At 66.4% G+C, this 24,871-nt stretch carries 21 protein-coding genes, 1 tRNA gene and 1 pseudogene; 7 read left to right on the top strand and 16 right to left on the bottom strand.

Translation table 11 applies throughout. The features are described 5' to 3' along the window. Positions 1 to 25 precede the first annotated feature (25 nt). Complete coding sequence (locus TVH25_RS00775; RefSeq protein ID WP_169622629.1) at positions 26 to 502, bottom strand: GatB/YqeY domain-containing protein; 477 nt, start codon at positions 500 to 502, stop codon at positions 26 to 28. Between the two features lie 67 nt (positions 503 to 569). On the opposite strand from TVH25_RS00775, the gene TVH25_RS00770 reads away from it, so the two are divergent. The 3 genes from TVH25_RS00770 (at position 570) to TVH25_RS00760 (ending at position 3,863) form a co-directional block, all read left to right on the top strand. Then, positions 570 to 1,523: a metallophosphoesterase gene (locus tag TVH25_RS00770; RefSeq protein ID WP_422423139.1), complete on the top strand. Its 954-nt coding sequence runs from the start codon at positions 570 to 572 to the stop codon at positions 1,521 to 1,523. Positions 1,524 to 1,577: 54 nt separating this feature from the next. Then, positions 1,578 to 1,651, top strand: a tRNA-Pro gene (locus TVH25_RS00765). A 187-nt stretch (positions 1,652 to 1,838) separates the two neighbouring features. Then, the gene (locus tag TVH25_RS00760; RefSeq protein ID WP_422423138.1) at positions 1,839 to 3,863 is read left to right on the top strand and encodes a TerD family protein; all 2,025 of its coding nucleotides are present in this window, start codon (positions 1,839 to 1,841) and stop codon (positions 3,861 to 3,863) included. A 420-nt stretch (positions 3,864 to 4,283) separates the two neighbouring features. Here the strand turns inward: TVH25_RS00760 and TVH25_RS00755 are convergent, their stop codons facing one another. The 13 genes and pseudogenes from TVH25_RS00755 to TVH25_RS00695 all read right to left on the bottom strand — a co-directional run bounded on the left by TVH25_RS00755 (position 4,284) and on the right by TVH25_RS00695 (position 18,515). Next, positions 4,284 to 5,957 (bottom strand): cholesterol oxidase substrate-binding domain-containing protein, encoded by a 1,674-nt coding sequence (locus TVH25_RS00755; RefSeq protein ID WP_422423156.1) that lies wholly within the window; start codon positions 5,955 to 5,957, stop codon positions 4,284 to 4,286. 224 nt (positions 5,958 to 6,181) lie between these two features. Continuing rightward, complete coding sequence (locus TVH25_RS00750) at positions 6,182 to 6,991, bottom strand: metal-dependent hydrolase (RefSeq protein WP_422423137.1); 810 nt, start codon at positions 6,989 to 6,991, stop codon at positions 6,182 to 6,184. Between the two features lie 142 nt (positions 6,992 to 7,133). After that, entirely contained in the window at positions 7,134 to 8,591 is a 1,458-nt protein-coding gene (locus TVH25_RS00745; protein WP_422423136.1) for a catalase, read from the bottom strand. 116 nt (positions 8,592 to 8,707) lie between these two features. Next, positions 8,708 to 9,127 (bottom strand): Fur family transcriptional regulator, encoded by a 420-nt coding sequence (locus TVH25_RS00740; RefSeq protein WP_206037334.1) that lies wholly within the window; start codon positions 9,125 to 9,127, stop codon positions 8,708 to 8,710. 61 nt (positions 9,128 to 9,188) lie between these two features. After that, a complete protein-coding gene (locus tag TVH25_RS00735; protein WP_422423135.1) occupies positions 9,189 to 9,806 on the bottom strand; it encodes a hypothetical protein in 618 nt (205 codons plus the stop codon). Continuing rightward, positions 9,799 to 11,514, bottom strand: coding sequence for a GMC oxidoreductase (locus TVH25_RS00730; RefSeq protein WP_422423134.1), 1,716 nt, complete (start codon positions 11,512 to 11,514; stop codon positions 9,799 to 9,801). Before TVH25_RS00730 ends, TVH25_RS00735 begins: the two co-directional genes overlap by 8 nt. Next, on the bottom strand, positions 11,511 to 13,016 hold the full coding sequence (locus TVH25_RS00725) for a flavin-containing monooxygenase (protein WP_422423133.1): 1,506 nt from the start codon (positions 13,014 to 13,016) through the stop codon (positions 11,511 to 11,513). Before TVH25_RS00725 ends, TVH25_RS00730 begins: the two co-directional genes overlap by 4 nt. After that, on the bottom strand, positions 13,013 to 13,591 hold the full coding sequence (locus tag TVH25_RS00720) for a TetR/AcrR family transcriptional regulator (protein ID WP_422423132.1): 579 nt from the start codon (positions 13,589 to 13,591) through the stop codon (positions 13,013 to 13,015). Before TVH25_RS00720 ends, TVH25_RS00725 begins: the two co-directional genes overlap by 4 nt. A gap of 65 nt (positions 13,592 to 13,656) precedes the next feature. Further along, on the bottom strand, positions 13,657 to 14,094 hold the full coding sequence (locus TVH25_RS00715) for a GNAT family N-acetyltransferase (RefSeq protein ID WP_422423131.1): 438 nt from the start codon (positions 14,092 to 14,094) through the stop codon (positions 13,657 to 13,659). Positions 14,095 to 14,200: 106 nt separating this feature from the next. Then, positions 14,201 to 15,232: an aspartate-semialdehyde dehydrogenase gene (locus TVH25_RS00710; RefSeq protein WP_422423130.1), complete on the bottom strand. Its 1,032-nt coding sequence runs from the start codon at positions 15,230 to 15,232 to the stop codon at positions 14,201 to 14,203. 2 nt (positions 15,233 to 15,234) lie between these two features. Continuing rightward, the gene (locus TVH25_RS00705; protein WP_422423129.1) at positions 15,235 to 16,500 is read right to left on the bottom strand and encodes an aspartate kinase; all 1,266 of its coding nucleotides are present in this window, start codon (positions 16,498 to 16,500) and stop codon (positions 15,235 to 15,237) included. A 121-nt stretch (positions 16,501 to 16,621) separates the two neighbouring features. Then, a pseudogene (locus TVH25_RS00700) lies at positions 16,622 to 17,846 on the bottom strand (RNA polymerase sigma factor). Between the two features lie 12 nt (positions 17,847 to 17,858). Next, a complete protein-coding gene (locus TVH25_RS00695; RefSeq protein ID WP_422423128.1) occupies positions 17,859 to 18,515 on the bottom strand; it encodes a YciI family protein in 657 nt (218 codons plus the stop codon). 197 nt (positions 18,516 to 18,712) lie between these two features. On the opposite strand from TVH25_RS00695, the gene leuA reads away from it, so the two are divergent. The 4 genes from leuA (at position 18,713) to TVH25_RS00675 (ending at position 23,070) form a co-directional block, all read left to right on the top strand. After that, positions 18,713 to 20,521 carry a 2-isopropylmalate synthase gene (gene leuA / locus TVH25_RS00690; protein ID WP_422423127.1) on the top strand — a complete coding sequence of 603 codons (1,809 nt, stop codon included), beginning with the start codon at positions 18,713 to 18,715 and terminating at the stop codon, positions 20,519 to 20,521. A gap of 134 nt (positions 20,522 to 20,655) precedes the next feature. Next, positions 20,656 to 21,057: an SHOCT domain-containing protein gene (locus TVH25_RS00685; RefSeq protein WP_422423126.1), complete on the top strand. Its 402-nt coding sequence runs from the start codon at positions 20,656 to 20,658 to the stop codon at positions 21,055 to 21,057. A 56-nt stretch (positions 21,058 to 21,113) separates the two neighbouring features. Next, positions 21,114 to 22,367, top strand: coding sequence for a MurT ligase domain-containing protein (locus TVH25_RS00680; RefSeq protein WP_422423125.1), 1,254 nt, complete (start codon positions 21,114 to 21,116; stop codon positions 22,365 to 22,367). Next, positions 22,360 to 23,070: a type 1 glutamine amidotransferase gene (locus TVH25_RS00675; RefSeq protein WP_378528317.1), complete on the top strand. Its 711-nt coding sequence runs from the start codon at positions 22,360 to 22,362 to the stop codon at positions 23,068 to 23,070. Before TVH25_RS00680 ends, TVH25_RS00675 begins: the two co-directional genes overlap by 8 nt. Before the next feature lie 41 nt (positions 23,071 to 23,111). Here the strand turns inward: TVH25_RS00675 and TVH25_RS00670 are convergent, their stop codons facing one another. Continuing rightward, on the bottom strand, positions 23,112 to 23,957 hold the full coding sequence (locus TVH25_RS00670) for an alpha/beta fold hydrolase (protein ID WP_422423124.1): 846 nt from the start codon (positions 23,955 to 23,957) through the stop codon (positions 23,112 to 23,114). 141 nt (positions 23,958 to 24,098) lie between these two features. Beyond that, positions 24,099 to 24,731 carry a TetR/AcrR family transcriptional regulator gene (locus tag TVH25_RS00665; protein WP_378528315.1) on the bottom strand — a complete coding sequence of 211 codons (633 nt, stop codon included), beginning with the start codon at positions 24,729 to 24,731 and terminating at the stop codon, positions 24,099 to 24,101. Between the last annotated feature and the right edge of the window lie 140 nt (positions 24,732 to 24,871).

The raw sequence follows: 24,871 nt of genomic DNA, 5'->3' as shown, positions 1-24,871 counted from the left end.
TTCTCTTCGGTGGAGTGGGCGAAAACTACAGCCGCGAACGGACCGCCGCCGAGAGCCGTTTGCCGTCTGCCTTCCCCGCGGCGATCGCCGTCGCAGCCTTCATGACCTGCCCCATGTTCTTGGGCCCGGGACGCTCACCGATCTCCTCGGCGACCTGCCCGATCGCGGTGTCGACGACGTCGACGAGTTCCGCGTCGGTCAACGGCGTCGGGAGGTATTCGTCGATGATCCGGCCCTCGGCATGCTCTTTGGCGGCGAGTTCACCGCGGCCGTTCTCCGTGTACACCTCGGCTGCTTCGCCGCGCTTTTTGGATTCGCGCGCCAGAACTTTGAGGATGTCCTCGTCGGAGAGTTCGCGAGCTTCCTTACCCGCCACCTCTTCGGTCTGGATCGCGGACAGCATCATGCGGATCGTCGCCGTGCGCAGCTTGTCCTTGTCCTTCATTGCCGCGGTGAGGTCCGCGCGCAGTGTGGATTTGAGCGAGGGAGTGGTGTCGGTCATGGAGGAAACGCTACGCCCGAGACCACGAACACGGCGCGCGGACCGATCGCGGCGGTACCCTGGACGAGTGCCTGATGTTTCTGCTCTTCGCCGCGTCGCAGTCGGCGCCGCCGGAGCTTCTGCCCTCGGCCTCGGCTACGCGACTCTGATCGAACGCAACGCCTTCACTTTGCGAGAGGTGACGGTCCCGGTGCTTGCACCGGGCGCATCGACCCTCCGCGTTCTCCAGATCAGCGACCTGCACATGATGCCCAACCAGCGTCTCAAGCAGAACTGGTTGCGCGAACTCGACTCGCTCGAGCCCGACCTGGTGGTCGACACCGGGGACAACCTGTCCCACCCGCGGTCGGTGCCGGCCGTGGTTCAGGCGCTCGGCGGTCTCCTCGCACGTCCCGGCCTGTTCGTGTTCGGGAGCAACGACTACTTCGGGCCGGTCCCGAAGAACCCGTTCGCCTACTTCGACAAGAACCACGACCGCGTCTACGGCGCGCCGCGGCCGGGGGGCGATCGGCGGGCCGCGTCCCCCCACCGCGGCTGGCACGACATGACGCATGTGCGTCGCGACATCGAGGTGGGCGGCGTTCGTATCGCCGTCGCCGGAGTCGACGACCCGCACCTCGAGCGCGACCGGTACGAGACGATCGCCGGCCCGGCAGATCCGTCCGCCGACCTTCGCCTCGGTTTGACGCATTCCCCCGAGCCGCGCGTGCTGGATCGCTTCGCGGCCGACAACTACGACCTGGTGCTCGCCGGTCACACCCACGGCGGTCAGCTGTGCCTCCCGTTCGTCGGCGCGCTGGTCACCAACTGCGGTATCGACCGGTCGCGGGTGAAGGGCCCGTCCCGGTGGGGCTCGCATATGCAGCTTCACGTGTCCGCCGGCCTCGGCACGTCGCCGTTCGTCCCCGCACGGTTCTTCTGCCGTCCGGAGGCCACGCTGCTGACGCTCGTCCCGGCTCCGCGCGAGACCCGGCACCGGGATCTCGACAGCGCGGCCGAAAGCGCACGATCTCACCGCTGACCAGCAGATTTAACCTTCGCCCGAGTCGTGATGTAAGCTAGCCGAGGTTCATCACGGGGTGTGGCGCAGCTTGGTAGCGCGCTTCGTTCGGGACGAAGAGGTCGTGGGTTCGAATCCCGCCACCCCGACTCGTAGAAGGACTCATCAGGGCATCTTCTCTTCACGGAGAAGGTGCCCTGATTGCATTCCGCCGCACCTCTCCGGACGCAGTGGTGTCCCCCACGTGAGGGTGAAACACTTCGGGGCTCGTTTTCGATCTAAGCGCGAGTGAGCAAATCCGGGTGGTCCCACTCGGCGCGAGGAAAAGGACCGAAAGTGACATTCCCTGTTCTGTCCAAAGGACAAAACATCCCCCTGCCCGGAGACCTGTCTCAAATCGACGTGGTTATCGGGTGGACCGAATCGGAAATAGAGGTGGACGCATCAGCGCTCCTCCTTACCGCGGAGGGAAAGGTCCGGTCGGACGCGGATTTCGTCTTCTACAACCAGACGGAATCTTCGGACGGATCCGTCCGATTTCTGGGCACAAGTTCCACCGAAAGCGGCGCACAGGCCCGGATAGCGATCGACTTGACGACTGTACCCACCGACGTACAACGAATCGCGCTGGCCGGAAGCGTCCACACTGGCACGTTCGGCGACCTCGGCAAGCTGACCCTTCGGGTTGTCGACGGTGCGGGTCATGCGCTCGCGGAGTATGTCACCGCGGAGGCGAATACAGAATCGGCTTTTTTGTTCGGAGAGGTGTACCGCAGAAACAACGAATGGAAAGTACGGGCTGTAGGCCAAGGCTGGGACTCAGGACTCACCGGCCTCGCGCAGGACTTCGGTGTCGACGTCGACGAGGAGCCGGACACCGCTGACGCAGCCACACCCGACGCGAACGAGGAATCCCACCCCACCGAGACGTCCGCCGACTCGACCGCAGCCGTCGTCGTCGTCGAGGTCGCCACACTCGAAGAAGGCCGTGCCCGCAAAACTTCCGACTCGGGGGTGCGCACCTCCAAACGCGTCGCCAAGCGGACCAAACCGATCGAATTCACCCTCGCCGAGCAGGAGAGTTGGCAACCTGCACGGTTGTTCTCCGTGGCGGGTATCGGGGCAGGGGAAGAACAGGAACGTCGCGCAACATCTGCGCTCGTCGCCACCATGCAGGCGGTGCCTGTGTTTGCACGCGCTATCTGTTCTCGCGTAGGTGCGCCCGCCGGAGCGTTCGAGGGGTACCTCGAAGTTCCCTACGAGCGCGGCGAATCCCGAGTCATCCCCGACGCTGTACTCAAGGTGTCCCGAGGTTCTCGCCTGTGGACCGGGCTCCTGGAAGTCAAGACCGGGAGCGGCAAGCTCAAGCGAGAGCAACTCGAGAACTATCTCGATGTCGCTCGGCGAAAGAAGTACGACGTGGTGATCAGCCTGTCGAACGACATTCCCGCCAGCGCAGGAGAGCTGCCCGTCGAGGTCGATCGACGCAAACTCGCCAAGGTTGCGCTGCGACACCTGTCTTGGTCCGAGGTTGCTCACGAGGCTCGAATGCTTCTCTCCCACGGGAGTATCGAGAACCCGCTGCAGGACTGGATCTTGCGTGAATTCCTCCGTTACCTCGACCACCCCCGCAGCGGCGCCGCCGAGTTCGTAGATATGGGACGGCACTGGGTCGCCGTACGCGATGCCGTCGCCGCTGGAACCCTGCGGGCAGGTGACTCCAAAGCCCGAATAGTCTCCGGCACCTGGGTGGCGCTCGCGCGCCATCTCGCGCTCCGATTCACGGCCGAACTCGGAGTAACGGTCAAGCACATTCTGCCGCGACGTTTCAGCAACGATCCGGATGCGCGCAATTCCTACCTTGCCGACCGCCTCGCCACTGACGGAACTTTCGAGGCGGTCTTGCGGATACCGGAGACAGCGGGTGACCTCGTGGTACTGGCGGATATTCGGACCAACAAGATTCAATGCCGGATAAGTGTCGCCGCTCCGGATGAAGGAACTTCGACACGACGCGTGTCATGGCTGGTCAAACAGATCAAAGACGCGCCTGGGAACGTTCGGGTCGAAGCGGTTTTCGCTGAGCGAGGCAACGAAGCATGCGAGCATCTGGATACGATTCGGACGAATGCGAAGACTCTCATCGAGGGCCGCACCGGCGAAATTGTCTCCTTCACACTCGAGCAGTCGTTTCCGATGGGTAGCCGTCGGTCGGGAACAGCTGCAGGGTTCATCAACAGCGTCACCTCGTCTGCCGAGGCGTTCTATCGCGACGTGGTGCAGCCGCTCCGTGTGTGGGTGCCGGCCGCACCCCATCAAGCCGAACTGGTGACCCCCGACGAGGGAGCAGACGTGGAGTGATCCCCCGTCCAGCTGCTGCAAACGTCCCACGCTGACTGCACAGCGCAGGGAAGCAAACGAAGCTTCCTCCGGCCGCCCCACCCGGGAATAACAGTCTAGAAGTCTCTTTTAATGGCTGTTTTAGGACCAGAATCCTGTAATCTGGGTGGGGCACGTTGGCGTGGCGCCGCTGGCAGACGGGCAGGAACGGAGTCGCCGAGTCTGGCGCGGATACGGTTCCCAGTTCGGGGAAAAGCGAGCAGCACCCTCGCCGTGTTGGTCTCCGCAGGAGTGCCCGTCTACGTCTCGCCGCAGGTCAAGATCATGGGCCTGCACCCGGAGCGCCGCGCGGACGCGGTTTTCGTGCCCGGCGGCGGCGCCTACGGGCGTTATCCCTATGTTCTCGAGCTCGCACTGCCGGATTTCGCACCCCGGGTGAGGTCAGGGCAGCAGACGGTCGAGGAAGTCGTTGCTGAACACGCGATGGGGGTCGTTGCGGTCGAACGCCGCCAGGGCGGCGTCCCAGCCCTCGTCGGACGACAAGCCCTCGCGATACATCGCGGGGATGGTGCCGCCGAGGAAACCGGCGTCGCGGTACCCGCCCTCGTTGTCGAAGGCCCACCCCTTCGACCATTCGGATCGGAAGGTCGCGTAGTCGCCCGAGTAGCGGTCGGCCATCCACTGTTCCATCTCGCGGAAGAAGGCGGACAGTCCCGCGGTGCCCGGAATCGACACGACGTTCATCCAGATCGCGGTGTCCCAGTCCGGACGGTCGGGCCGGGGACGTACCGGTGAAAGATTGGGAGCGCCTGCCGAATCGGTGAGGACCTCGGATTGGTCGTCGATGCGGCACAACCGGACCTCGAACGGCATGTTGACCGGATACTGCCCGAGCGACGCGTAGTACGTCATCCGCTCGTGCAGCCACGTCGTGAATTCGTGGATGACTTGCGCGATGTTCTCGCGCCGGGTCACCACCACGCCTCCACCGGCGACGACCCGCAACGTGGTGGCCCGAAGGTAGAACATCAGGTCTTTCGACCATCCCCACAGATCGCTGGTGTCGGTGGCCACGAGTCCCGCTGCGACCGCGCCGAACTGAGAGGCACCGAACGCGGGGGTGATGGCCTGGTTGCCGCTCGCCACCTGAGCGAGCGCATCGGTCACCGGTTCGGGGATGGAGTCGGAGAACACGTAAGGATAGGGGCCGAAGACCTCACGCGATTCTGCCGGTTTCTCCGGACTGACCGACCAGGTCTTGAGCCACGGCGTCTCCGTGAAGGGAAACCAGATCGCTTCGACGCGTCCGTGTTGTTCGACGTAGCTTTCGAACGTGCGGCCCGGCGCACCGGGCGGGGCGAAGAGTTCGCGCCACGGCACGTTGGTGGAACTCTGGCAGCGCACGCGGTAGTTCGCGCCGGCCTGCAACGTGACCGAGGTGACGAAGGTTCGTCCGAGGTGCGCGAGCAGGGGCGTGATTTCGGCGTCGGAGCGACGGAACTCGCGCAGTTCGTAAGACCCCGCGGCGTCGTTCCATACGACGGCGGTGAGGGCGAGCACGAGGTTCGACAGCGACCCGAACGACTGGCCGGGAACGACCGTCTCACCGGCGGCGGGGTACGTGGAGCCGTGTGCTCCGATCGACAGGGCACCGGCGATCGAGATGTCCCCGATGGCCGGGGAATTCGCCCAGCCGAGCCCCTCTCGTTGGAGGGCGCTCAGGATGGCTTCGATGCTCGCGCCGGCGTCGGCGGTGACCGTCGCCGGATAGCCGGTGGGATCGACCGATACAGAATTCAGTTGCGACATGGTGTCCACCAGGACGACCTTCTCGACGTTCTGCCCGGCTTCGAGGGTGAGGGGGCTCCAGCTGTGCATGGAGCCCCGCGGCCGAATCCGGAAGCCGTGGATCCGCGCCCAGTCGGCCAGCCGCACGATGTCCTGGGCGTCACGGGCAGTCGCGGTCCACACTGCGTCGAATTCGATCGTCTTCGCCCAGTTGACGAATCGCTGCTGCGCGAGCGGAATGTCCGCGGGGAAGTTCGGGGGCGCCGCGATGGTCGCGGCCGGATCGCCGAGCGGCACAGCACCCGCGTGGCTCCACCCTGTCCCCATCACGAGCGCGGCGCCGGCCGCGGCACCGAGAAGTCCACGGCGACTGAGGATGGGGCCGGAGGCGCGAATGCTCACGGTGGCGAGCTCCGTTCTGTCGGGACGAGCCGGGCTATGGCCTAAAAATAGAACAAGTTCTCTTTTTAGGCCATAGCCCGGCCAACCGACAGTCCCCGGGTTCGGACCCGCCCGGATTCGAGGCGGCGCTACCTCGTCAGAACGCGGGGCTAGAACGCGAGACCGGAAGCCTCGAGGGTTTCCATGATGTACTCGGGAGCACCGTCGATGGACCACACGGCAAAGGCCACGGTCGCGAGGGTCAGTGCGGGCCCGAGGATCCCCATTTCGAACGGCCCTCCGGCCCTGATCGCGATCATCTTCGGGAGTTTGATCTCCCACCAGCGGGAACCTCCCCACGGAACGAACGGCGCGAGGAAGGGAATCCCCTCCTTCGTGATGGCGTCGCCGATACAGTGCGTCACGCATCCCAGCGCCACCGCGACACCGAGCCCGGTCGACCCCACCTCCCCCGGGAACCATCGCCACGTGAGGATCGACAGCACCGCCGCGACAGCCGTGACGGTGAACCATCCGTTCTTCTTTGCCCAGTTACCGAACAACCCCCGCAATGCCAGGCCCAGGGTCACAAAGAGGACCGCGATGACTGCTGCCCGGTCGAATCGCGCGACGAGCAGGGACACCCCCGTACCGAGCAGAGCAGCGAACAGCGCGGTGTGGGTCATCGTGCGGTGGCCCCCACGACGCTTTCCGTCGCGCCGGCCCTTGGTGATCGAGTAGTACCCCAGCGACACCTTGTCGATCCCTCGCGCCGCGACCTGACTGATCGGGCCGAACGAACGCGACACGGTCGATTGCGCCGTGTCGAGGTCGGGTAACAGTGCTGCGCCGGAACAGACGGCCGCGAACGCGAAGGCCTCGGCCGTCGAGGTCGGCCCGCCCCATTCGCGGGGAAGCACATCGGCGACGATGAGGCCGACGAGCGCCCCTGACACTGCATGGGTTGGGCCCATCACCATCTCGCACAACACCTTTCGACGCACGGAATCGAGTCCGGCCCGGGGGGACGTGCCACCGGGGCCGGACTATCAACCTAGCAATCACACCCGACCCACCCGTCACACGGATGTTCGAATGCGCCGAAAGGCAGACGAGGAGCGCTTACGCTCCCGCGCGCACGCCTTCCTCGACCTTCTTGCCGAGTTCCGCGTCGACGTTGCGCCAGTATTCGAAGATGCGCTCGTAGAGTGCCTCCGAGGTCCCGCCCAGCACGTGGCCGATGATGTTGTTCGCCAGCCGGTCGCGCGCCTCGTCGTCGAGAACCTCGCGGACGAGGATGCCGGCCTGAACGAAGTCTCCGTCTTCCGGGTGTTCGATGTATCCGGCGCGCACCGCTTCGGTACCGAACGTCCACAGCCCGTCGTCGCCGGCACGCTCGGGATCGGCGTGCGGCCCACCGAAACTGTTCGGCGCGTACACCGGCGTGTCCGGGTCGTTGAACCGGTACGTCATGGTGCCGTCCTGCGAGTAGGAGTCGACGGTGTTCTTCGGTGCATTCACCGGAAGCTGGGCGTGGTTGGCGCCGATCCGGTAGCGATGCGCATCGGCATAGGAGAACACGCGGCCGAGCAGCATCTTGTCGGGCGACAACCCGATTCCGGGAACGACGTTCGAGGGCGCGAACGCCGCCTGCTCGATTTCGGCAAAGAAATTGCGCGGGTTGCGGTTCAAGGTCCAGGTGCCGACCTTGACGAGCGGGTAGTCCTTCTGCGACCAGACCTTGGTGACATCGAACGGGTTGAAACGGTAGGTCTCCGCCTCGGCGACCGGCATGATCTGCACGTGCAGCGTCCAGCTGGGGAAGTCGCCCCGCTCGATCGCGTTGTACAGGTCGGCCCGGTGGAAGTCCGGATCGGTGCCGGCAAGGGTGTCGGCTTCCGCCTGGGTCAGGAACTCGATGCCCTGATCGGTCTTGAAGTGGTACTTCACCCAGAACCGCTCACCGTCGGCGTTGATCCACTGGTACGTGTGCGAACCGAAACCGTCCATGTTCCGCCACGAACGCGGGATGCCGCGGTCGCCCATGAGCCAGGTCACCTGATGTGCCGACTCCGGGCGCAGGGTCCAGAAGTCCCACTGCATCGTGTGGTCGCGGAGACCCGAGCCCCGCAACCGCTTCTGGGAGTGGATGAAGTCCGGGAACTTGATCGGATCCTTGATGAAGAAGACCGGGGTGTTGTTACCGACGATGTCGTAGTTGCCGTCTTCGGTGTAGAACTTCACGGCGAAACCGCGGGGGTCACGCCAGGTGTCGGGACTGCCCTGCTCGCCCGCAACCGTGGAAAAGCGCACGAGCGACTCGGTTTTCGCACCCGGCTGGAAGAGTGCTGCCTTGGTGTACGCGGAAACGTCTTCCGTGACCACCAGTTCGCCGAATGCTCCGCCGCCCTTGGCGTGCACGACACGCTCCGGCACCCGCTCACGGTTGAAGTGTGCGAGCTTTTCGATCAGGTAGTGATCGTGCAGGAGAATCGGCCCTTGGGTTCCCGCGGTGAGCGATTCGTTGTCGCTGGCGACGGGAATACCGACGTCGTTGGTGGTGAACCGGGTGTTCGACATATCAGTGTCCTCCGAATTGCATGCCCGGATTTCGGGTGTGCGTGATCGGCACGGGCCGCGAGAAGCGAGTCCGTGCTGGTGAAGCGATGAAAGATGAGCGGGGGTGCAGGGAACGGCTAGCGGCAGTTCGCGCACAGGCCCCAGAAGGTGACTTCGGCTTCGTCGACGACGAAACCGTGGTCGTCGGATGGGGTCAGGCACGGCGCCGCGCCGACGACGCAGTCGATGTCGACCACCGAACCGCAGTTCCTGCAGACGAGGTGGTGGTGGTTGTCGCCGATGCGCGTCTCGTACCGGGCCGCCGATCCGGCAGGTTCGATTCGCCGGAGCAGTCCGGCACCCACACACGCCTTCAGAACGTCGTATACAGCCTGGGTGGACACGGATCCGAGAGTCTCCCGCACTCGGGCGGCGATGTGGTCGGCATCCGAATGAGGATGCTCGGCAACCGTTCCCAGCACGGCAACTCGCGGAGCCGTCACCCGCAGGCCCGCGGAACGCAGTTGTTCCGTGGGGTCGAAGTGGTGCCCGTCCATTCGTTGCATGGGACCCAGTATGCCCCTTTTCTGGAATTAGTCAAGAAAAGGGCATACCGGTCTACTTCGCAGGTCCGGTGCTCATCTGTCCGGAGGTGATGACGATGCCGTGGTGGGTTCCCGGACGCAGCCAGCGGCTCAGCGTCGGCCCTTCCGCCTCCACCCCGACCCGTGCGTATCGGAACTTGCCCCGCAGTCGTGCGGTCGCGCGAGAGATCGAACCGTCGTCACCGGGCTGTGCGAAGGTGAGGCCACCGATGATCGGAAGTTCCGGGCCGCGCGGGCGAGCCGAGGTCGCGACCTTCCATCCTCCCCCGGCTGCGGAGAAGTCGCCGAGCACATCGCCCGAGAACGTCGCCAGCACCTTCGGCAACCGCCAGTGCGCCCGGCCGCCGTGCACCGACGGTTCGGAATCGACCGCGATGAACGGCACCGCCATCGCCGGGATCAGTCCCCGTCGTAACACCGGGCTGGCCAGGATCTCGCGATAGGGCCCCACCGGGGAATCCAGGTAGTCGACCATCATCGCGAGAGTGATCGGGAGGGTCGGGCCGTCGGGCCCGTATTCCGCGGCGGCAGGCGTACTGCGGTGCCACCACAACGTCGCCCGTACCGCTGCCGGCCACGGCGGGGGCGGCGACGTCGGCCATTCGGTGCGCTCGTCTGCGCTCTCAGGCACTTTCCACAGCACGGTCTGCGTCCTTTCGTCGAATCGGATGGATCGGGAGCCGGAGCGCAGCAGGAGCGCCGGCAGGGACCGTCGGCTTCACGGGTGGAACCGCGGTCACCGGTTCGTAGGGTGCGCCGAGTGGGGGCCGGGTGTCGTTCGTGCCCTTGTTCGGCCACAACGCCATCGCCCGCTCGGCCTGCGCGGTGATCGTCAGCGACGGGTTGACCCCGAGGTTGGCACTGACGACAGACCCGTCGACGACGTGCAGACCGTCGTGCCCGTAGACACGCAGGTACGGGTCGACGACGCCGCGTTCGGGAGAATCACCGATCGCACAGCCGCCGAGGAAGTGCGCCGTCATCGGGATGTTGACCAGGTCGACGATCGAACCGCCCGGGTCGCCTCCGATCTTCTGCGCGATGCGGCGGATCGCGTCGTGCCCGACCGGAATCCACTCCGGAGGCCGCTCCCCCGGTCCCGGCTTGCTGGTCAGCCCGCGACCGAGCGGGGTGCGCCTGGTCTTCAGTTCGAGGGAGTTGTCGTCCGTCTGCATCACCAGCGCGATCACGGTACGTTCCGACCAGTTCCGCACGGACAGATTCCGCAGGAACGCACCCGGATTCCGGGCCGCGACACCGAAGAATTTCACCAGGCGGGGCACCCGGCCGCCACCGTCGACGAGCATCGCCTGGATCATCCCGATGAGATTGCTTCCCTTGCCGTACCGCACCGGTTCGATATGGGTGTGATCGTCGGGATGGAACGACGAGGTGATCGCCACACCCCCGGTGTAGTCCACGTCGCGATTCCGGGCGGTCGCCGCGAGTACCGCCTCGGAGTTGGTACGCACGACCGTTCCGAGGGTGCGCGACAGGTTGGGCAGATCCCCGGTCTCGCGGCTCGCGAGCAGCAGGCGTGCGGTGCCGTAGGTGCCGGCGGCGACGACCACTTGGTCGGCGGTGAACACGGTGCGGCGCTTACGAATGCCGTTGGTGCTCCGGGTGTGGACCTCGTAGCCACCACCGGGGCGGGGAACCACCCGGGTCACCGTGGTCAGTGCATGGATCACTGCGCCCGCGCGTTCCGCGAGGTACAGGTAGTTCTTCACCAGGGTGTTCTTTGCCCCGACCCGGCACCCGGTCATGCAGCTTCCGCATTCGGTGCAGCCGGTGCGCTCGGGTCCGGCACCTCCGAAGTAGGGATCCGCCACGGTCTTGCCGGGCTCGTCGAAGAACACGCCCACCGGCGTGGTCACGAAGGTCTCACCGGCGCCCATCTCCTCGGCGACCTCGCGCATCACCTTGTCGGCGGGAGAGGTGGTGGGGTTCGGGCGCACGCCCAGCATCCGGGCGGCCTGATCGTAGTACGGGGAGAGCTCGGCCTCCCAGTCGTCGATGTGCCCCCACTGAGGGTCCCGGAAGAAGGGTGTGGGCGGCTTGTAGAGCGTATTCGCATAGTTGAGCGAGCCGCCGCCGACGCCTGCACCGGCCATCACCAGGACGTCGGGAAGCAGGTGCATGCGCTGGACTCCGTAACACCCCAGTGCCGGTGCCCACAGGTACTTGCGCAGCCGCCAGCTGGTCTTCGGCAGATCCTCGTCCGAGAAGCGACGGCCCGCTTCGAGAACGCCTACCTTGTAGCCTTTTTCGGTCAGCCGTAACGCGGCGACACTGCCTCCGAATCCGGAGCCGATCACGAGAACGTCGAAGTGGGTCATGCTGTTGCTCCTGCCGCGGCGGTCCGCTGCGTGTAGTTCTCGAGATCGAACTGCTTCGTGCGCGCACGGTAATGCCATGTGAACGTCGGCCACATCACGGAGTTGCGGCCCTTCTCGTCGATGTACCAGCTACTGCAACCTCCGGCGTTCCAGACCGTCCCCTCGAGGATCGGATCGAGTTCGTCGGTGTAGCGGCGCTGCGCGTCCCCGGTCACTTCGAGGGCGGCGATCCCGCGGGATCGCATGGTGCGCAACGCGTCGGCGATATATGCGGCCTGCGATTCGAGCATGTACACGATCGAGCTGTGTCCGAGGTTGGTGTTGGGTCCGTAGACGAGGAACAGGTTGGGGAACCCGTGTACCGAGATTCCCAGGTGGGCCGCGGGGCTGCCGTCCCACGTCTCGGCGAGTGTACGGCCGTCGGTTCCGCGGATGTGGTGGGCGACGGGAGGTTCGGTCGGCGTGAAGCCGGTGCCGAAGATGATGGTGTCCACCGGGTACTCGTTGCCGTCCTTGTCGACGACGCCGTTCTCCGTCACCGCGGTCAGCCCGGACGACACCACGCTCACATCGGACCGCGTGATGGTGGGGAACCACTCGTTGGACAGCAGGATCCGCTTGCAGGTGATCGCGAAATCGGGTGTGAGCCGCTCGCGCAGTGCCGGGTCCTGTACCTGCTTGCGGAGCACCTGCCGGGCGCGGCGCTCGAACAACGGCAGGAAGTATTTGCGGGCGAACGGCTTCGTCATACCCACGACGTAGATTTCCTTCTGCCCGTATACGGCGCCCCGCATGAGCTTCTGGGTGAAGGGGAAGCGGCGGTACAGCGACCGGACCGAGCGCGCGATGGCGTGGTCGTGCTTGGGCATGACCCACGACGCGGTGCGCTGGAACAGGGTGAGGTGGGCGACGCGGTCGACGATCGCGGGAACGAACTGGATGGCCGATGCCCCGGTGCCGATCACCGCGACGCGTTCACCGGTGAGATCGTGGTCGTGGTCCCATTCGGCGGAGTGGAAGGTCTTGCCCCGGAACATCTCGAGTCCGGGAACCTTCGGGTAGGTGGGCGTCGAGAGGGCGCCGGTTGCGGCGACGAGCACGTCTGCGGTGAGGTCACCGCGGGACGTCGACACCGACCACACTGCGCGGGCGGCGTCCCACTGTGCCTCCCGCAGTTCACATCCGAACATCGTGCGCTGGGTGACACCCTCGTCACGAGCAACGCGCCGGAGGTAGGCGTAGATCTCTTCCTGGGTGCCGTGGGCACGCGACCAATCGGGTTCGGGCGCGAAGGAGAACGAGTACAGCGCGCTCGGGACGTCGCATGCGGCGCCGGGGTAGGTGTTGACCCGCCACGTACCGCCTACGTCGTCTCCCCTTTCGAGGACGAGAACATCTGCGGTCGGATCCTGGCGCAGCAAGGTTGCGGCCATTCCGATTCCGCCGAAGCCGGCGCCCACGACAAGGGTGTGCACGTGGTCGGGGAGCATCGCGAGACTCATTTCGACACCAGGGCCTTCCAGACCGGGAGGAGACGCTCCCGGAACTCTCGATCGGATTCAGGGGTACGCATCAGGGCGGAGACGGCAACACCTCGCGCCAGCTCTATGGCGAGGTCGATGATGTCGGGACTCACCCGGTCGCCCATGATTTCGAGGCAACCGGTGCGCAGCGCGTCGGACACCTTACGTTCCAGCGGGATCATCGCCGCGTGGAGCGACGGATCCGTCCGGGCCGCGACCCACAGTTCGAGTGCCGCGTCGAACAAGGGTCCGGAGAACGCGTCGAACAATGCCTCGAATCCGTACTCCGGGTCGGGGTCGGATTCGAGGATCTCTTGCAGCCGCTTTTCCACCAGATGCTCGATCGCCGCCACGACCAGCGATTCCTTGGTGGGAAAGTGGTGTAACTGTGCGCCACGGGAGACACCGGCACGGGTGGCGATGCCCTGTGTACTGATGCCCGCATATCCCTGCTCGACGAGGGATTCCACGGTTGCGTCGAGCAATTTCGCGCGAGTGGCCGCTGTTCGTTGCGCCTGAGTTCGTGTGGCGCCGGGCACAGTGTCGTGGATCACGCTACGGATCGTAACGGTAAACCAACAAACAATCCAGACTGTATGTAAACCTGTTTACGGACGGTTCAGCGACCGGGCCGCCTCATGGGTAGGTGGTCGATACCCGCCTCGATGAAATTCGGGCCGGTGCGCTCGAAACCCAAGCGGCCGTACCAGTCCTCGAGATACGCCTGTGCCAGGATCTCGACGGGTTGCGGATGGTCGTCGATCACCGACTCGATCAAGCGGGCAGCGAGACCCCTGCCCCGGGCCTTCTTCGCGGTCGCGACCCGCCCGATGTGGATGACCGGTCCGTCGGCGTCGAGGACCCGGAGGGTCGCCACCACATCGTCGCCCTCCTCGATCCAGTAGTGCGTCGTGCCGGGCTCGAGATCGAGGCCGTCGAGTTCCGGCTCGGACACGATCCCCTGTTCGTACACGAACACTTCTGTGCGCAACCGCACGATGCGGTAGAGGGTCGCCGGTGCGATGCGGTCGAGGGTCGCGGAACGAATGGACGTCACACCGGCCATCCTAGGTGGGCGCTCGCAGCGAACCCTTGGACGAAAAGCAGCGAGTGGACCACCCCTGCGGGATGATCCACTCGCTCGAGTACCGAGGTGCCGGAGATCAGACGAGCAACTCCGCGATCTGAATGGTGTTGAGCGCAGCGCCCTTGCGCAGGTTGTCGCCCGAGACGAACAACGCGAGTCCACGACCCTCGGGCGCACCCGGGTCCTGGCGGATGCGGCCCACCAGCGAGACGTCGTCACCGGCTGCAGCGAGTGGGGTCGGCACGTCGACGAGCCGGACACCCGGAGCCGAGGCGAGGATCTCCTGCGCACGCTCGACCGACAGGGGCCGCTCGAACTCCGCATTGATCGACAGCGAATGGCCCGTCACGACCGGCACGCGCACGCACGTTCCGGACACGAGCAGATCCGGAAGACCCAGAATCTTGCGCGACTCGTTGCGCAGCTTCTGGTCTTCGTCGGTCTCGCCGGAACCGTCGTCGACGAGCGAGCCGGCGAGCGGCAGCACGTTGAACGCAATCGGTGCGACGTACTTGTCGGGTGCGGGGAAATCGACCGCGCCGCCGTCGTGCACCAGCTTCTCCGCGTCGTCGATGACCGCGCGGGCCTGGCCGAGCAGTTCCTCGACACCGGCGATACCGCTGCCGGAGACCGCCTGGTAGCTCGAGACGATCAGACGCTGAAGGCCCGCCTCGTCGTGCAGCGCCTTGAGGACCGGCATCGCGGCCATCGTGGTGCAGTTGGGGTTCGCGATGATGCCCTTCGGCGGATTCTTCGCCTGCTCGGGGTTGACCTCGCTCACGACCAGGGGAACGTCGGGATCCTTGCGCCATGCCGACGAGTTGTCGACAACGGTCGCGCCTGCGGCAGCGAAGCGCGGAGCCTGGGCCCGGGACAACGTCGCACCGGCGGAGAACAGGGCGATATCGATGCCCGCAAGGTCCTCGTCGGACGTCGCGGCGGCGTCCTCGACGACGATTTCCTCACCCCGGAAGGGAAGCTTCTTGCCGGCCGAGCGAGCCGAGGCGAAGAACCGGACCTTGTCGGCCGGGAAGTTCCGCTCCTCGAGGAGCGTGCGCATGACGATGCCGACCTGTCCGGTGGCACCCACAACAGCAATGGTGGTCATGTCTATCGCCCCGTCCCTGCGTGCACGACCGCTTCCTCGGCACCACCGAGATCGAACGCTGCGTGCAGGGCACGCACCGCCTCGTCGAGTTCGGTGTCGTCGACGAGGACCGAGATGCGGATCTCGGAGGTCGAGATGAGATCGATGTTGATGCCGGCGTCGGCGAGTGCCTCACAGAACTTGGCGGTGACGCCGGGATGGCTCCTCATACCTGCGCCGACGAGGGAGACCTTGCCGATGTGGTCGTCGAAGAGGACCTGCGTGAAGCCGATCTCTTCCTGCCGCTTGGTGAGTAGTTCGACCGCGCGCGGAGCGTCGGAGGTGGGCAGGGTGAAGGTGATGTCGGTCTTGCCGGTCTCGACCTTCGAGATGTTCTGCAGCACCATGTCGATGTTGATGTCGGCGTCGGCGACCGCACGGAACACCTTGGCGGCGTAGCCGGGGGTGTCCGGCAGACCGACCACGGTGATCTTCGCTTCGCCGCGATCGTGCGCAACGCCGGTGATCAGTGCCTCTTCCACAGGGATGTCCTCCATCGATCCGGACACGATGGTGCCGGGCTTGGTGGTGTACGACGAACGAACGTGCACAGGCACGTTGTAGCGGCGGGCGTATTCGACGCACCGCAGCATCAGGACTTTGGCGCCACTCGCGGCGAGCTCGAGCATCTCCTCGAAGGACACCTTCTCGAGCCGCTGCGCGTCCTTGACGATCCGCGGGTCCGCGGTGAACACACCGTCGACGTCGGTGTAGATCTCGCATACGTCCGCCTCCAGTGCGGCGGCGAGAGCGACGGCGGTCGTGTCGGAGCCACCACGACCGAGGGTCGTGATGTCCTTGCTGTCCTGGCTCACACCCTGGAACCCGGCGACCAGCACGATGCTGCCCTCGTCCAGGGCCGTGCGGACACGACCGGGTGTGACGTCGATGATCTTCGCGTTGCCGTGGCTGCCCGTGGTGATCACGCCGGCCTGCGAGCCGGTGAACGAGCGGGCCTCGGCACCGAGAGAATGGATAGCCATCGCGACCAGGGAGTTCGAGATTCGCTCGCCCGACGTGAGGAGCATGTCCATCTCTCGCGCCGGGGGCACGGGGCACACCTGATGAGCGAGGTCGAGCAGTTCGTCTGTGGTGTCACCCATTGCGGACACCACGACCACGACGTCGTTGCCCGCCTTTTTGGTCTCGACGATCCTTTCAGCGACGCGCCGGATCCGCTCGGCCGTCGCGACCGAGGATCCTCCGTACTTCTGGACGACGAGTGCCACGCTGTCGAACCTCCGGGTCTTGGGAACAAGTCCAGGGGCCAAGCTTACCGATGGCTGTGTGGGGGCCGGTCGGGCCCATCGGGAAAGTGTCGTGCGCAACAAAGGGCGGTCGCCGTCGGCGTCACGAACCGGCCGCCCGAACGTTCGACCGGTCTACCTCCTCGAGCCGTCGTCGCAGAAACCGGGCCGTTGCCTCGTTGCCCGTGGTCTTCAGCGCGGCGCGGTACGCGTCGGCGGCGTCGGCCCAACGCCCGGCGCGCCGCAACAGATCTGCGCGGGCAGGCTCGATCAGCCTGCGCAATCGCGGATCTTCGGGCAGTGCCTCGAGGGCTGCGAGCCCCGCGTGCCACCCATCCCGGAACCCGAGGGCCACCGCGCGGTTGACCGCCACCACGGGAGATCCCGACAACTCCAGCAGGTGGTCGTACGCGCCGACGATGGTGGCCCAGTCGGTCGAGTGCCAGGTCGGAGCGCAGGCGTGGACGGCGGCGATCACCGCCTGGGGCAGGTACGGCCCCGCGGAGCCACCCGCGCGCGTCGAGGCCGTCCCGGATGCGGTCCCGGTCCCACCGCCCGCGATCCTGCTCCTCGAGCGGTCGCACCGGTCCGTCGGCGCCGACTCGCTCGTGACGCCGACTGTCGTGCAGGAGCATCAACGCGAGGAGTGCCCACGCCTCCCGCTGCTCGGGCATCAGGTCACACAGCAGCCGTCCGAGCCGAATCGCCTCCGCGCACAGATCCTCTCGGACCGGTGCGTCACCGGAGGTCGCGGAATAACCTTCGGTGAAGACCAGGTAGATGCAGGTGGTGACTTGCGGAACACGTTCGGGCAGAAGGTGTTCCGGAGGTGACCGGAACGGTATCCCCGCATCGCGTATCTTCGCCTTCGCGCGGCTGAGGCGCCTAGTCACGGCCGGCTCCGCCTGCAAGAACGCCCGGGCGATTTCGACGGCCGTCAGCCCACACACCAGACGGAGCGTGGGAGCGACTTGGGCGTCGCGCGCGAGCGCCGGATGACAGCATGTGAACAGCAACCGCAGTTCGTCGTCACGCACCCACGGCACCTCCTCCTCGAACGCCCCCAGTACATCGCCGCACCGCACGGCCGCGACCTCCTTTCCGTCGCGGGCCGCCTCCCGGCGGATCCTGTCCAGGGCACGCCGACGCGCAACGGTGGTGATCCACGCGCCGGGATTCGCAGGTTCGCCCTGGTCCGGCCAGGCCCGCAATGCGTCGACGAAGGCGTCCTGAACCGCGTCCTCCGCAAGGGTGAGATCGCCGGTGAATCGCGTCACCGCTGCTACCGCGCGGCCGTGCTCCGCGCGAAACACCCGGGCGACGTCCATACGGCCAGTCCGCTACTCGTCGACCATGCGGCGTAGTTCGACGCATCCCCCGGGACCCATCGGAATCTGCAGCGCGAGTCGCACAGCGGTGGCGCGATCCGGCGCGGACAACACGTACAGTCCGTTGGCGATCTCGGTGGTTTCGGAGAACGGCCCGTCCGTCAGCATCACCTCGCCGCCCTTCGTGCGAACCGTGGTCGCCGAGGACGGGGGTCGGAGTGCTCCTCCCGCGCGCACCGCCGAGCCGGCCGCTTCCGTGAATCGGGCGTGCGCGGCCGCACCCTCGTCCCACGCCGGGGTACCCGGATCGTCCGCGCCGCCGGCGGGTTCGCGCAGCAGTGCAAGCCAGCATCCGGCGCTGTGCGGCGTGGAGAACCACTCCACCATCGGCCACAACTCGATGTAGCCGTTGTCCATGTCGGGGATCCGGCGCACGAGGTCGAGAGCGGCGTCGACATCGTCCGCCTCGAAGATGCAGAACCCGCCGACGACCTCGTTCGACTCGGCGAACGGACCGTCCGTCACCAGCGGGGTGCCACCGGTGTTCCTGACGGTCGCCGCTTCGGCCACCGGATACAGCGCACCGCCGCCGACGATCGCCGGACCGGCGTACGCGTCGAAGGCCGCTCGGAAAGAGGCGGGAAGCCCCTCTGCAAAGACGACGAACAATCGGAGCCCTTTCGGACAAAGCGGGGGCCGGCGGTGCAATGAAGTGTCGTGGCGTTACACTGCTTGGCATGCAGCGCGCGCTTCTCCTCGGCCGCCGCGGCGGGATCTGACCAGACCGGCTTCCCGTCGCGGGGTTTCTACGCGCCGGTCGATATCCTGATCTGGACCCACCGGTCCCACCTCTTTGGAGATACGTCATGTCACCCGCCGACGCTTTCACCTCCGGTTCGCGCACCATCACCCCGCCGAGCAAGCCCGCGCCCGCCGATCAGCCCGCGTGGAACACCCAGAAGAACTCGTCGATGCCGACGTACCGGTACCGGCCGTTCGCCGAGGAAGTCGAGCCGGTCTCGCTGCCCGACCGCACCTGGCCCGACAAGATCATCGACCGCGCGCCCGGCTGGTGCGCAGTCGACCTGCGTGACGGCAACCAGGCGCTCATCGATCCGATGAGCCCGGCCCGCAAGCGGCGGATGTTCGATCTGCTGGTGCGGATGGGCTACAAGGAGATCGAGGTCGGCTTCCCGTCCGCGAGCCAGACCGACTTCGACTTCGTCCGGGAAATCATCGAGGACAATGCAATTCCCGACGACGTCACCATCCAGGTGCTGACGCAGTCTCGTCCCGAGCTGATCCGGCGCACCTTCGAGGCATGTGTCGGTGCACAGAACGTGATCGTGCACTTCTACAACTCCACGTCGATCCTGCAGCGCCGCGTCGTGTTCCGCGCCGACAAGGACGCGGTCAAGAAGATCGCGACCGACGCCGCGGAACTGGTGATCGAGACCGCGAAGGACTACCCCGACACCAACTGGCGGTGGGAGTACTCCCCCGAGTCCTACACCGGCACCGAACTGTCGTACGCCAAGGAAGTGTGTGACGCGGTCGTCGAGACCCTGGGCGCCACCCCCGAGCACCCGGTGATCATCAACCTGCCGGCGACCGTCGAGATGGCCACCCCGAACGTGTACGCCGACTCGATCGAGTGGATGCACCGCAATCTGGCCCGACGCGACTCGATCATCCTGTCGCTGCACCCCCACAACGACCGCGGGACCGGCGTCGCAGCCGCCGAGCTGGGTTACCAGGCCGGCGCCGACCGCATCGAGGGTTGCCTGTTCGGGAACGGCGAACGCACCGGCAACGTATGCCTGGTGACGCTGGGCCTGAACATGTTCAGCCGCGGGGTCGACCCGCAGATCGACTTCTCGAACATCGACGAGATCCGCCGCACCGTCGAGTACTGCAACCAGCTGCCCGTCCCCGAGCGGCACCCGTACGGCGGCGACCTGGTCTACACGGCGTTCTCCGGTAGCCACCAGGACGCGATCAACAAGGGCATGGACGTCATGAAGGCCGACGCCGATGCGGCCGGCTCCGATGTCGACGACATCACGTGGGCCGTGCCGTACCTGCCGATCGACCCGAAGGACGTCGGCCGCAGCTACGAGGCCGTGATCCGCGTCAACTCGCAGTCCGGCAAGGGCGGCATCGCCTACATCATGAAGCACGACCACGGCCTGAATCTGCCGCGTCGCCTGCAGATCGAGTTCTCGCAGTCCGTGCAGGCCGTCACCGACGGGGAAGGCGGCGAAGTCAGCCCCAAGGAGATGTGGGACATCTTCCACGAGGAGTACCTGGCTCCCATCACCCCGCTCGAGCGGATCCGCCAGAAGGTCACGGCTGCGGAGACGGACGAGGGCGAAGACACCATCACCGCGATCCTCAAGGTCAACGGTGTCGAGAAGGAGATCACCGGTACGGGCAACGGCCCGCTGGCCGCCTTCGTCGACGGCCTCGAGTCGCTGGGCTACCGCGTCGCCGTACGCGGATACTCCGAGCACGCCATGTCCGCCGGCGACGACGCGAATGCCGCCGCCTACGTCGAGGCCGACGTGACCCGTCCCGACGGCACCACGACGCTGGTGTGGGGCGTGGGAATCGCCTCGTCCATCACCGTCGCGTCGCTGCGGGCGGTCGTCTCGGCGGTCAACCGCGCCAGCTGATCAGTCGGCCGATTCGGCCGATGTCCCGACCCACGCGGCGGTACTCTGCGGGAAGTTCCCGGGGTACCGCCGCGTGGTCGGTTCGGTACGCATCCCCGGACCACTGAGCTCGTCCTACGAGTAAGGGGATCGCCGTGGAGTTCTGGGACATCATGTGGTACATCATCGTGTGCTTCGCGTTCATCGCGTATCTGATCATGCTGTGGCTGATCATCAGCGATCTGTTCGCCAACCGCGACCAGTCCGGATGGGTGAAGGCGATCTGGATCGTATTCCTTTTCATCTTCCCGCTGCTCACCGGCCTGGTGTACCTGGTGGTCCACGGTCGCGGTATGGCCGAGCGGTCGGCGCGAGAGGCCGCGCAGATCAAATCCGCGCAGGACAACTACATCCGCGAGGTCGCGGGCAAGTCCCCGGCCGACCAGATCGCCGACGCGAAGGCGCTGCTGGACGCCGGAACCATCACCGAGGACGAGTTCCAGGCGCTCAAGTCGCACGCCTTGGCCGCGACGGCGGAGCCCACCCGTAGTTCCTGACACAGTTGGCAAGCCGCCGTCGGCGGCTTCGGGGTGGCTGTGGAACACTCGCCGACGTGGGAACTAGCACTGAAATCACCGCGCGCGGCCGGTTCGCCCTGCGCGCCGCGAAAGCTGCCGCCTGGGCGTCCCAGAAAGCCGGACGCGGCAAGGGGTCGATGATCGGCGGGCTCATCGCCCTGAAGATCGAGCCGACGCTGATGAAGCAGGTCGGCCACGGACGCCGCACGGTGCTCGTCACCGGCACCAACGGCAAGTCGACCACGACGCGGATGACCGCCGCCGCCCTGGAGACGATCGACAAGACCGTCACGCAGGCGGACGGCGCGAACATGGACGCGGGCATCGTGGCGGCCCTCGCCTCCGATCTCGGCGCGCCTCTCGCCGCGATCGAGGTCGACGAGCTGCACACCCCGCACGTGGCCGACGCTCTCGCCCCCGAAGCGATAGTCCTGCTCAATCTCAGCCGCGACCAGCTCGACCGCGTGGGCGAGATCAACATGATCGAGCGCAAGCTACGCGCCGGCCTTCAGCGGCACCCCGGCGCCGTGATCATCGCCAACTGCGACGACGTGCTCGTCACGTCGGCCGCGTACGACAACCCGAACGTCGTGTGGGTGGCCGCCGGCGCAGGATGGGCGAACGATTCGGTGAGCTGCCCCCGCACCGGGGAACCGATCGCCCGCGAGGGCGTCCACTGGTACAGCACTGGATCCGATTTCGCTCGGCCTCAACCTGATTGGTGGGTCGACGACGACAATCTGTACGGGCCGGACGGCCTCGTGCTGCCGTTGAAGCTGACACTGCCCGGCAAGGCCAACCGCGGAAACGCCGCCCAGGCGGTCGCGGCCGCGGTCGCGCTGGGCGCCGACCCTGCCGACGCGGTCGCCGCAGCAGCAGTTGTCGACGAGGTCGCGGGCCGGTACAAAACCGTCCAGGTCGGCCCGCATTCCGTCCACATGCTGCTCGCCAAGAATCCGGCGGGCTGGCAAGAAGCGCTGTCGATGATCGATCCGACCGTCGACGGACTCGTCATCGCCGTCAACGGCCAGGTGCCCGACGGCGAAGACCTGTCCTGGCTGTGGGATGTGCGCTTCGAACACTTCGAGGGAGTACAGGTGGTCGCGGCGGGCGAGCGCGGCACCGACCTTGCGGTGCGCCTCACCTACGCGGGCGTCGACCACACTCTCGTTCCGGACCCGCTGAAGGCCATCGCCTCCTGCCCGCCCGGGCGGGTGGAGGTGCTCGCCAACTACACCGCGTTCCGGGATCTCAACACCGAAATCTCCAGGAGGACGGCCCATGTCTGACTCGACCGTTCGGATCGGGCTGGTGCTGCCCGACGTCATGGGCACCTACGGCGACGGCGGAAACGCCCTCGTGCTGCGGCAGCGCCTGCGCATGCGCGGCTATGACGCCGAAGTCATCGAGATCGGTTTGAGCGACCCGGTGCCCGAGTCGCTCGACATGTACACGCTCGGCGGAGCCGAAGATGCCGCGCAGCGACTCGCCACGCGGCATCTCCAGCGTTATCCGGGTCTGCAGCAGGCCGCCGGCCGCGGCGCGCCCGTGCTCGCGATCTGCGCCGCCATCCAGGTGCTCGGCCACTGGTACGAGACCTCGTCGGGAGAACGCGTCGACGGTGTCGGCCTCCTCGACGTGACGACGTCGCCGCAAGAGGTCCGTTCGATCGGGGAGATCGTCACACAGCCCGTCGTCGACGGTCTCACCCAGCCGCTGACCGGCTTCGAGAACCACCGAGGCGGAACAACTCTCGGGTCGAGTGCGACAGGCCTGGGACGCGTGTCCCGCGGCGTCGGCAACGGTGTCGGCGACGGACTCGAAGGCGCAGTACAGGGTTCGGTGATCGGCACCTATCTGCACGGACCGGTGCTGGCGCGCAATCCCGAACTCGCCGACCACCTGATCGCGCAGGCACTGGGCGTGGATTCACTACCGCCGCTCGATCTTCCGGAAGTCGACCTGCTGCGGCGCGAGCGCCTGCGCGCCTAGGACTCCGTCGAGAGCCCGCCTCCGTCGAGAGCCCGCCTCCGTCAGCTGTGGGCGGAGGCGTGCTCGACGACGAAGCGGGCGAGTTCGTCGGGGACTTCGTCCGGGATCCAATGGCTGACGCCGGCGAGCGTCTCCGACCGGTACGGACCGGAGACATAGCGCGGCGTGGCCTCGACCCCGGCGGGCCCGACGGCGACGTCACCGTCGCTCCACACCATGAGCGTGGGCACCGTGACGGACTCGAGCGTCGCCTTGGGGTCGCTCCACAGCATCGCCCGGTACCAGTTCACCCCACCGCGCACCGCGGATCGATCGGCAAGACGCGCCGCGTCGCGCGTCACCGCAGCGTCGGGCTGGCCCGACCGGCTCAGAACGAAGCGTCCGACCGACTCGTTGCTCAGCAGCAGTTCCGGGACCCACGGCATCTGGAACGCGAGCATGTACCAGGACTTGAACAACTGGGTGCTCGTGGCGAACGCGCGAAGGAACGCCGCGGGGTGGGGCACCGACACTGCGGTGAGGGACCGCACGAGGTCCGGGTGCTGGGCAGCCACTCCCCACGCGACTATCGCACCCCAGTCGTGCCCGACGAGGTGGACAGGCGACCCGTCGCCGACCTGCTCGATGATCGCGACGGCGTCCCCGACGAGCAGGGGAATCCGGTAGTCGCGGCGACGCGGCGGACGCGCGCCCGGTGAATACCCGCGCTGGTCCGGCGCGAAGGTGCGGTATCCGGCCTCGTGCAGCCATGCGGCCACGCCGTCCCACGATCGTGAATCCTGCGGGAACCCGTGAAGCAGTACGACACGTTCGCCGTCGATCGGTCCGTCGTCCCGGATGTCGAACGTCAATCCGTTGTGGACGACGGTCGTGATGCGTTCCCCCACCCTGATCCCTTTCGTCGCAGGCCCCCCGACAGGGGTTCGGCCCGGTTCCGCTCTCGCGTGTACCGGGCCGGATCTCTGCTTCACGAGCACTTCTCTGTCGTCCGCGGACGTCTCCGGCTCGATTCGCAAGATCGATGTTACCTAGGTCACATCGGCGGGTGCAACCCCAGGGGCTTCTTGCGCGAGGATCGCGGTACCCATCCACCGGCGCAGGTACCGGCGCAGTTCGTCCTCGCTGCGCGGAGGATCCCCCGGGGAGACGAAGAACGACTGCATCGTCCGCAGGACGAATTCGACCAGTTCGCCGAGCGACTCGTCGTCGTAGCCGTAGCTCTCCCAGTCGACGTCGAACCGCCGGATCATGGTCATGCCGAAGGCGCGCGCCTCACCCGACGCGATTACTTCCGGATGCGGGTCCGAATACGTACTCGACAGCAGGATGCCCAGGTGTGGGGTACGACGGACTTCCGCGAGCGTGAACACGACCCCGGCGACCATCGCCTCCGCGGGGTCACCGATACCGCTCACCTCGTCGGCCAGCCGATCCAGGAATCCTTCGACCGACGCGATCGCCGCCGCACGCATCAGCGCGTCTGCGCTGGCGAAGTACCGGTACACCGTCTGACGGATGACGCCGAGCGACTGAGCGACGTCGGCGATGCTGATTTCCGCTCCGGACTGCGCGATCAGCTCGACCGCTGCCGCGACTATCCGCTGCGTGGCCTCCTCGTCGTCGACGGGAGGACGCCCGCCCCATCCACGTCTCCGCGCCACGATCCGCTTCCTCGGGTACCACGACCTGCAACAAGAACCCGACGGTAACACGGCGCACGTCTGCACACCGGGCCCGTCTGCGCGTCGCGGGGCCTTCCGCATCGGCGCCGGGATTCCTATCATACAAATGAGCGCACTGA

The sequence above is a fragment of the Rhodococcus sp. 7Tela_A2 genome, from assembly GCF_049311045.1.
In the GTDB taxonomy this organism is placed as follows: Bacteria; Actinomycetota; Actinomycetes; order Mycobacteriales; family Mycobacteriaceae; genus Rhodococcus.
The sequence above is the reverse complement of the archived record's forward strand: the minus strand, read 5'-3'. Positions and strand labels throughout refer to the sequence as shown.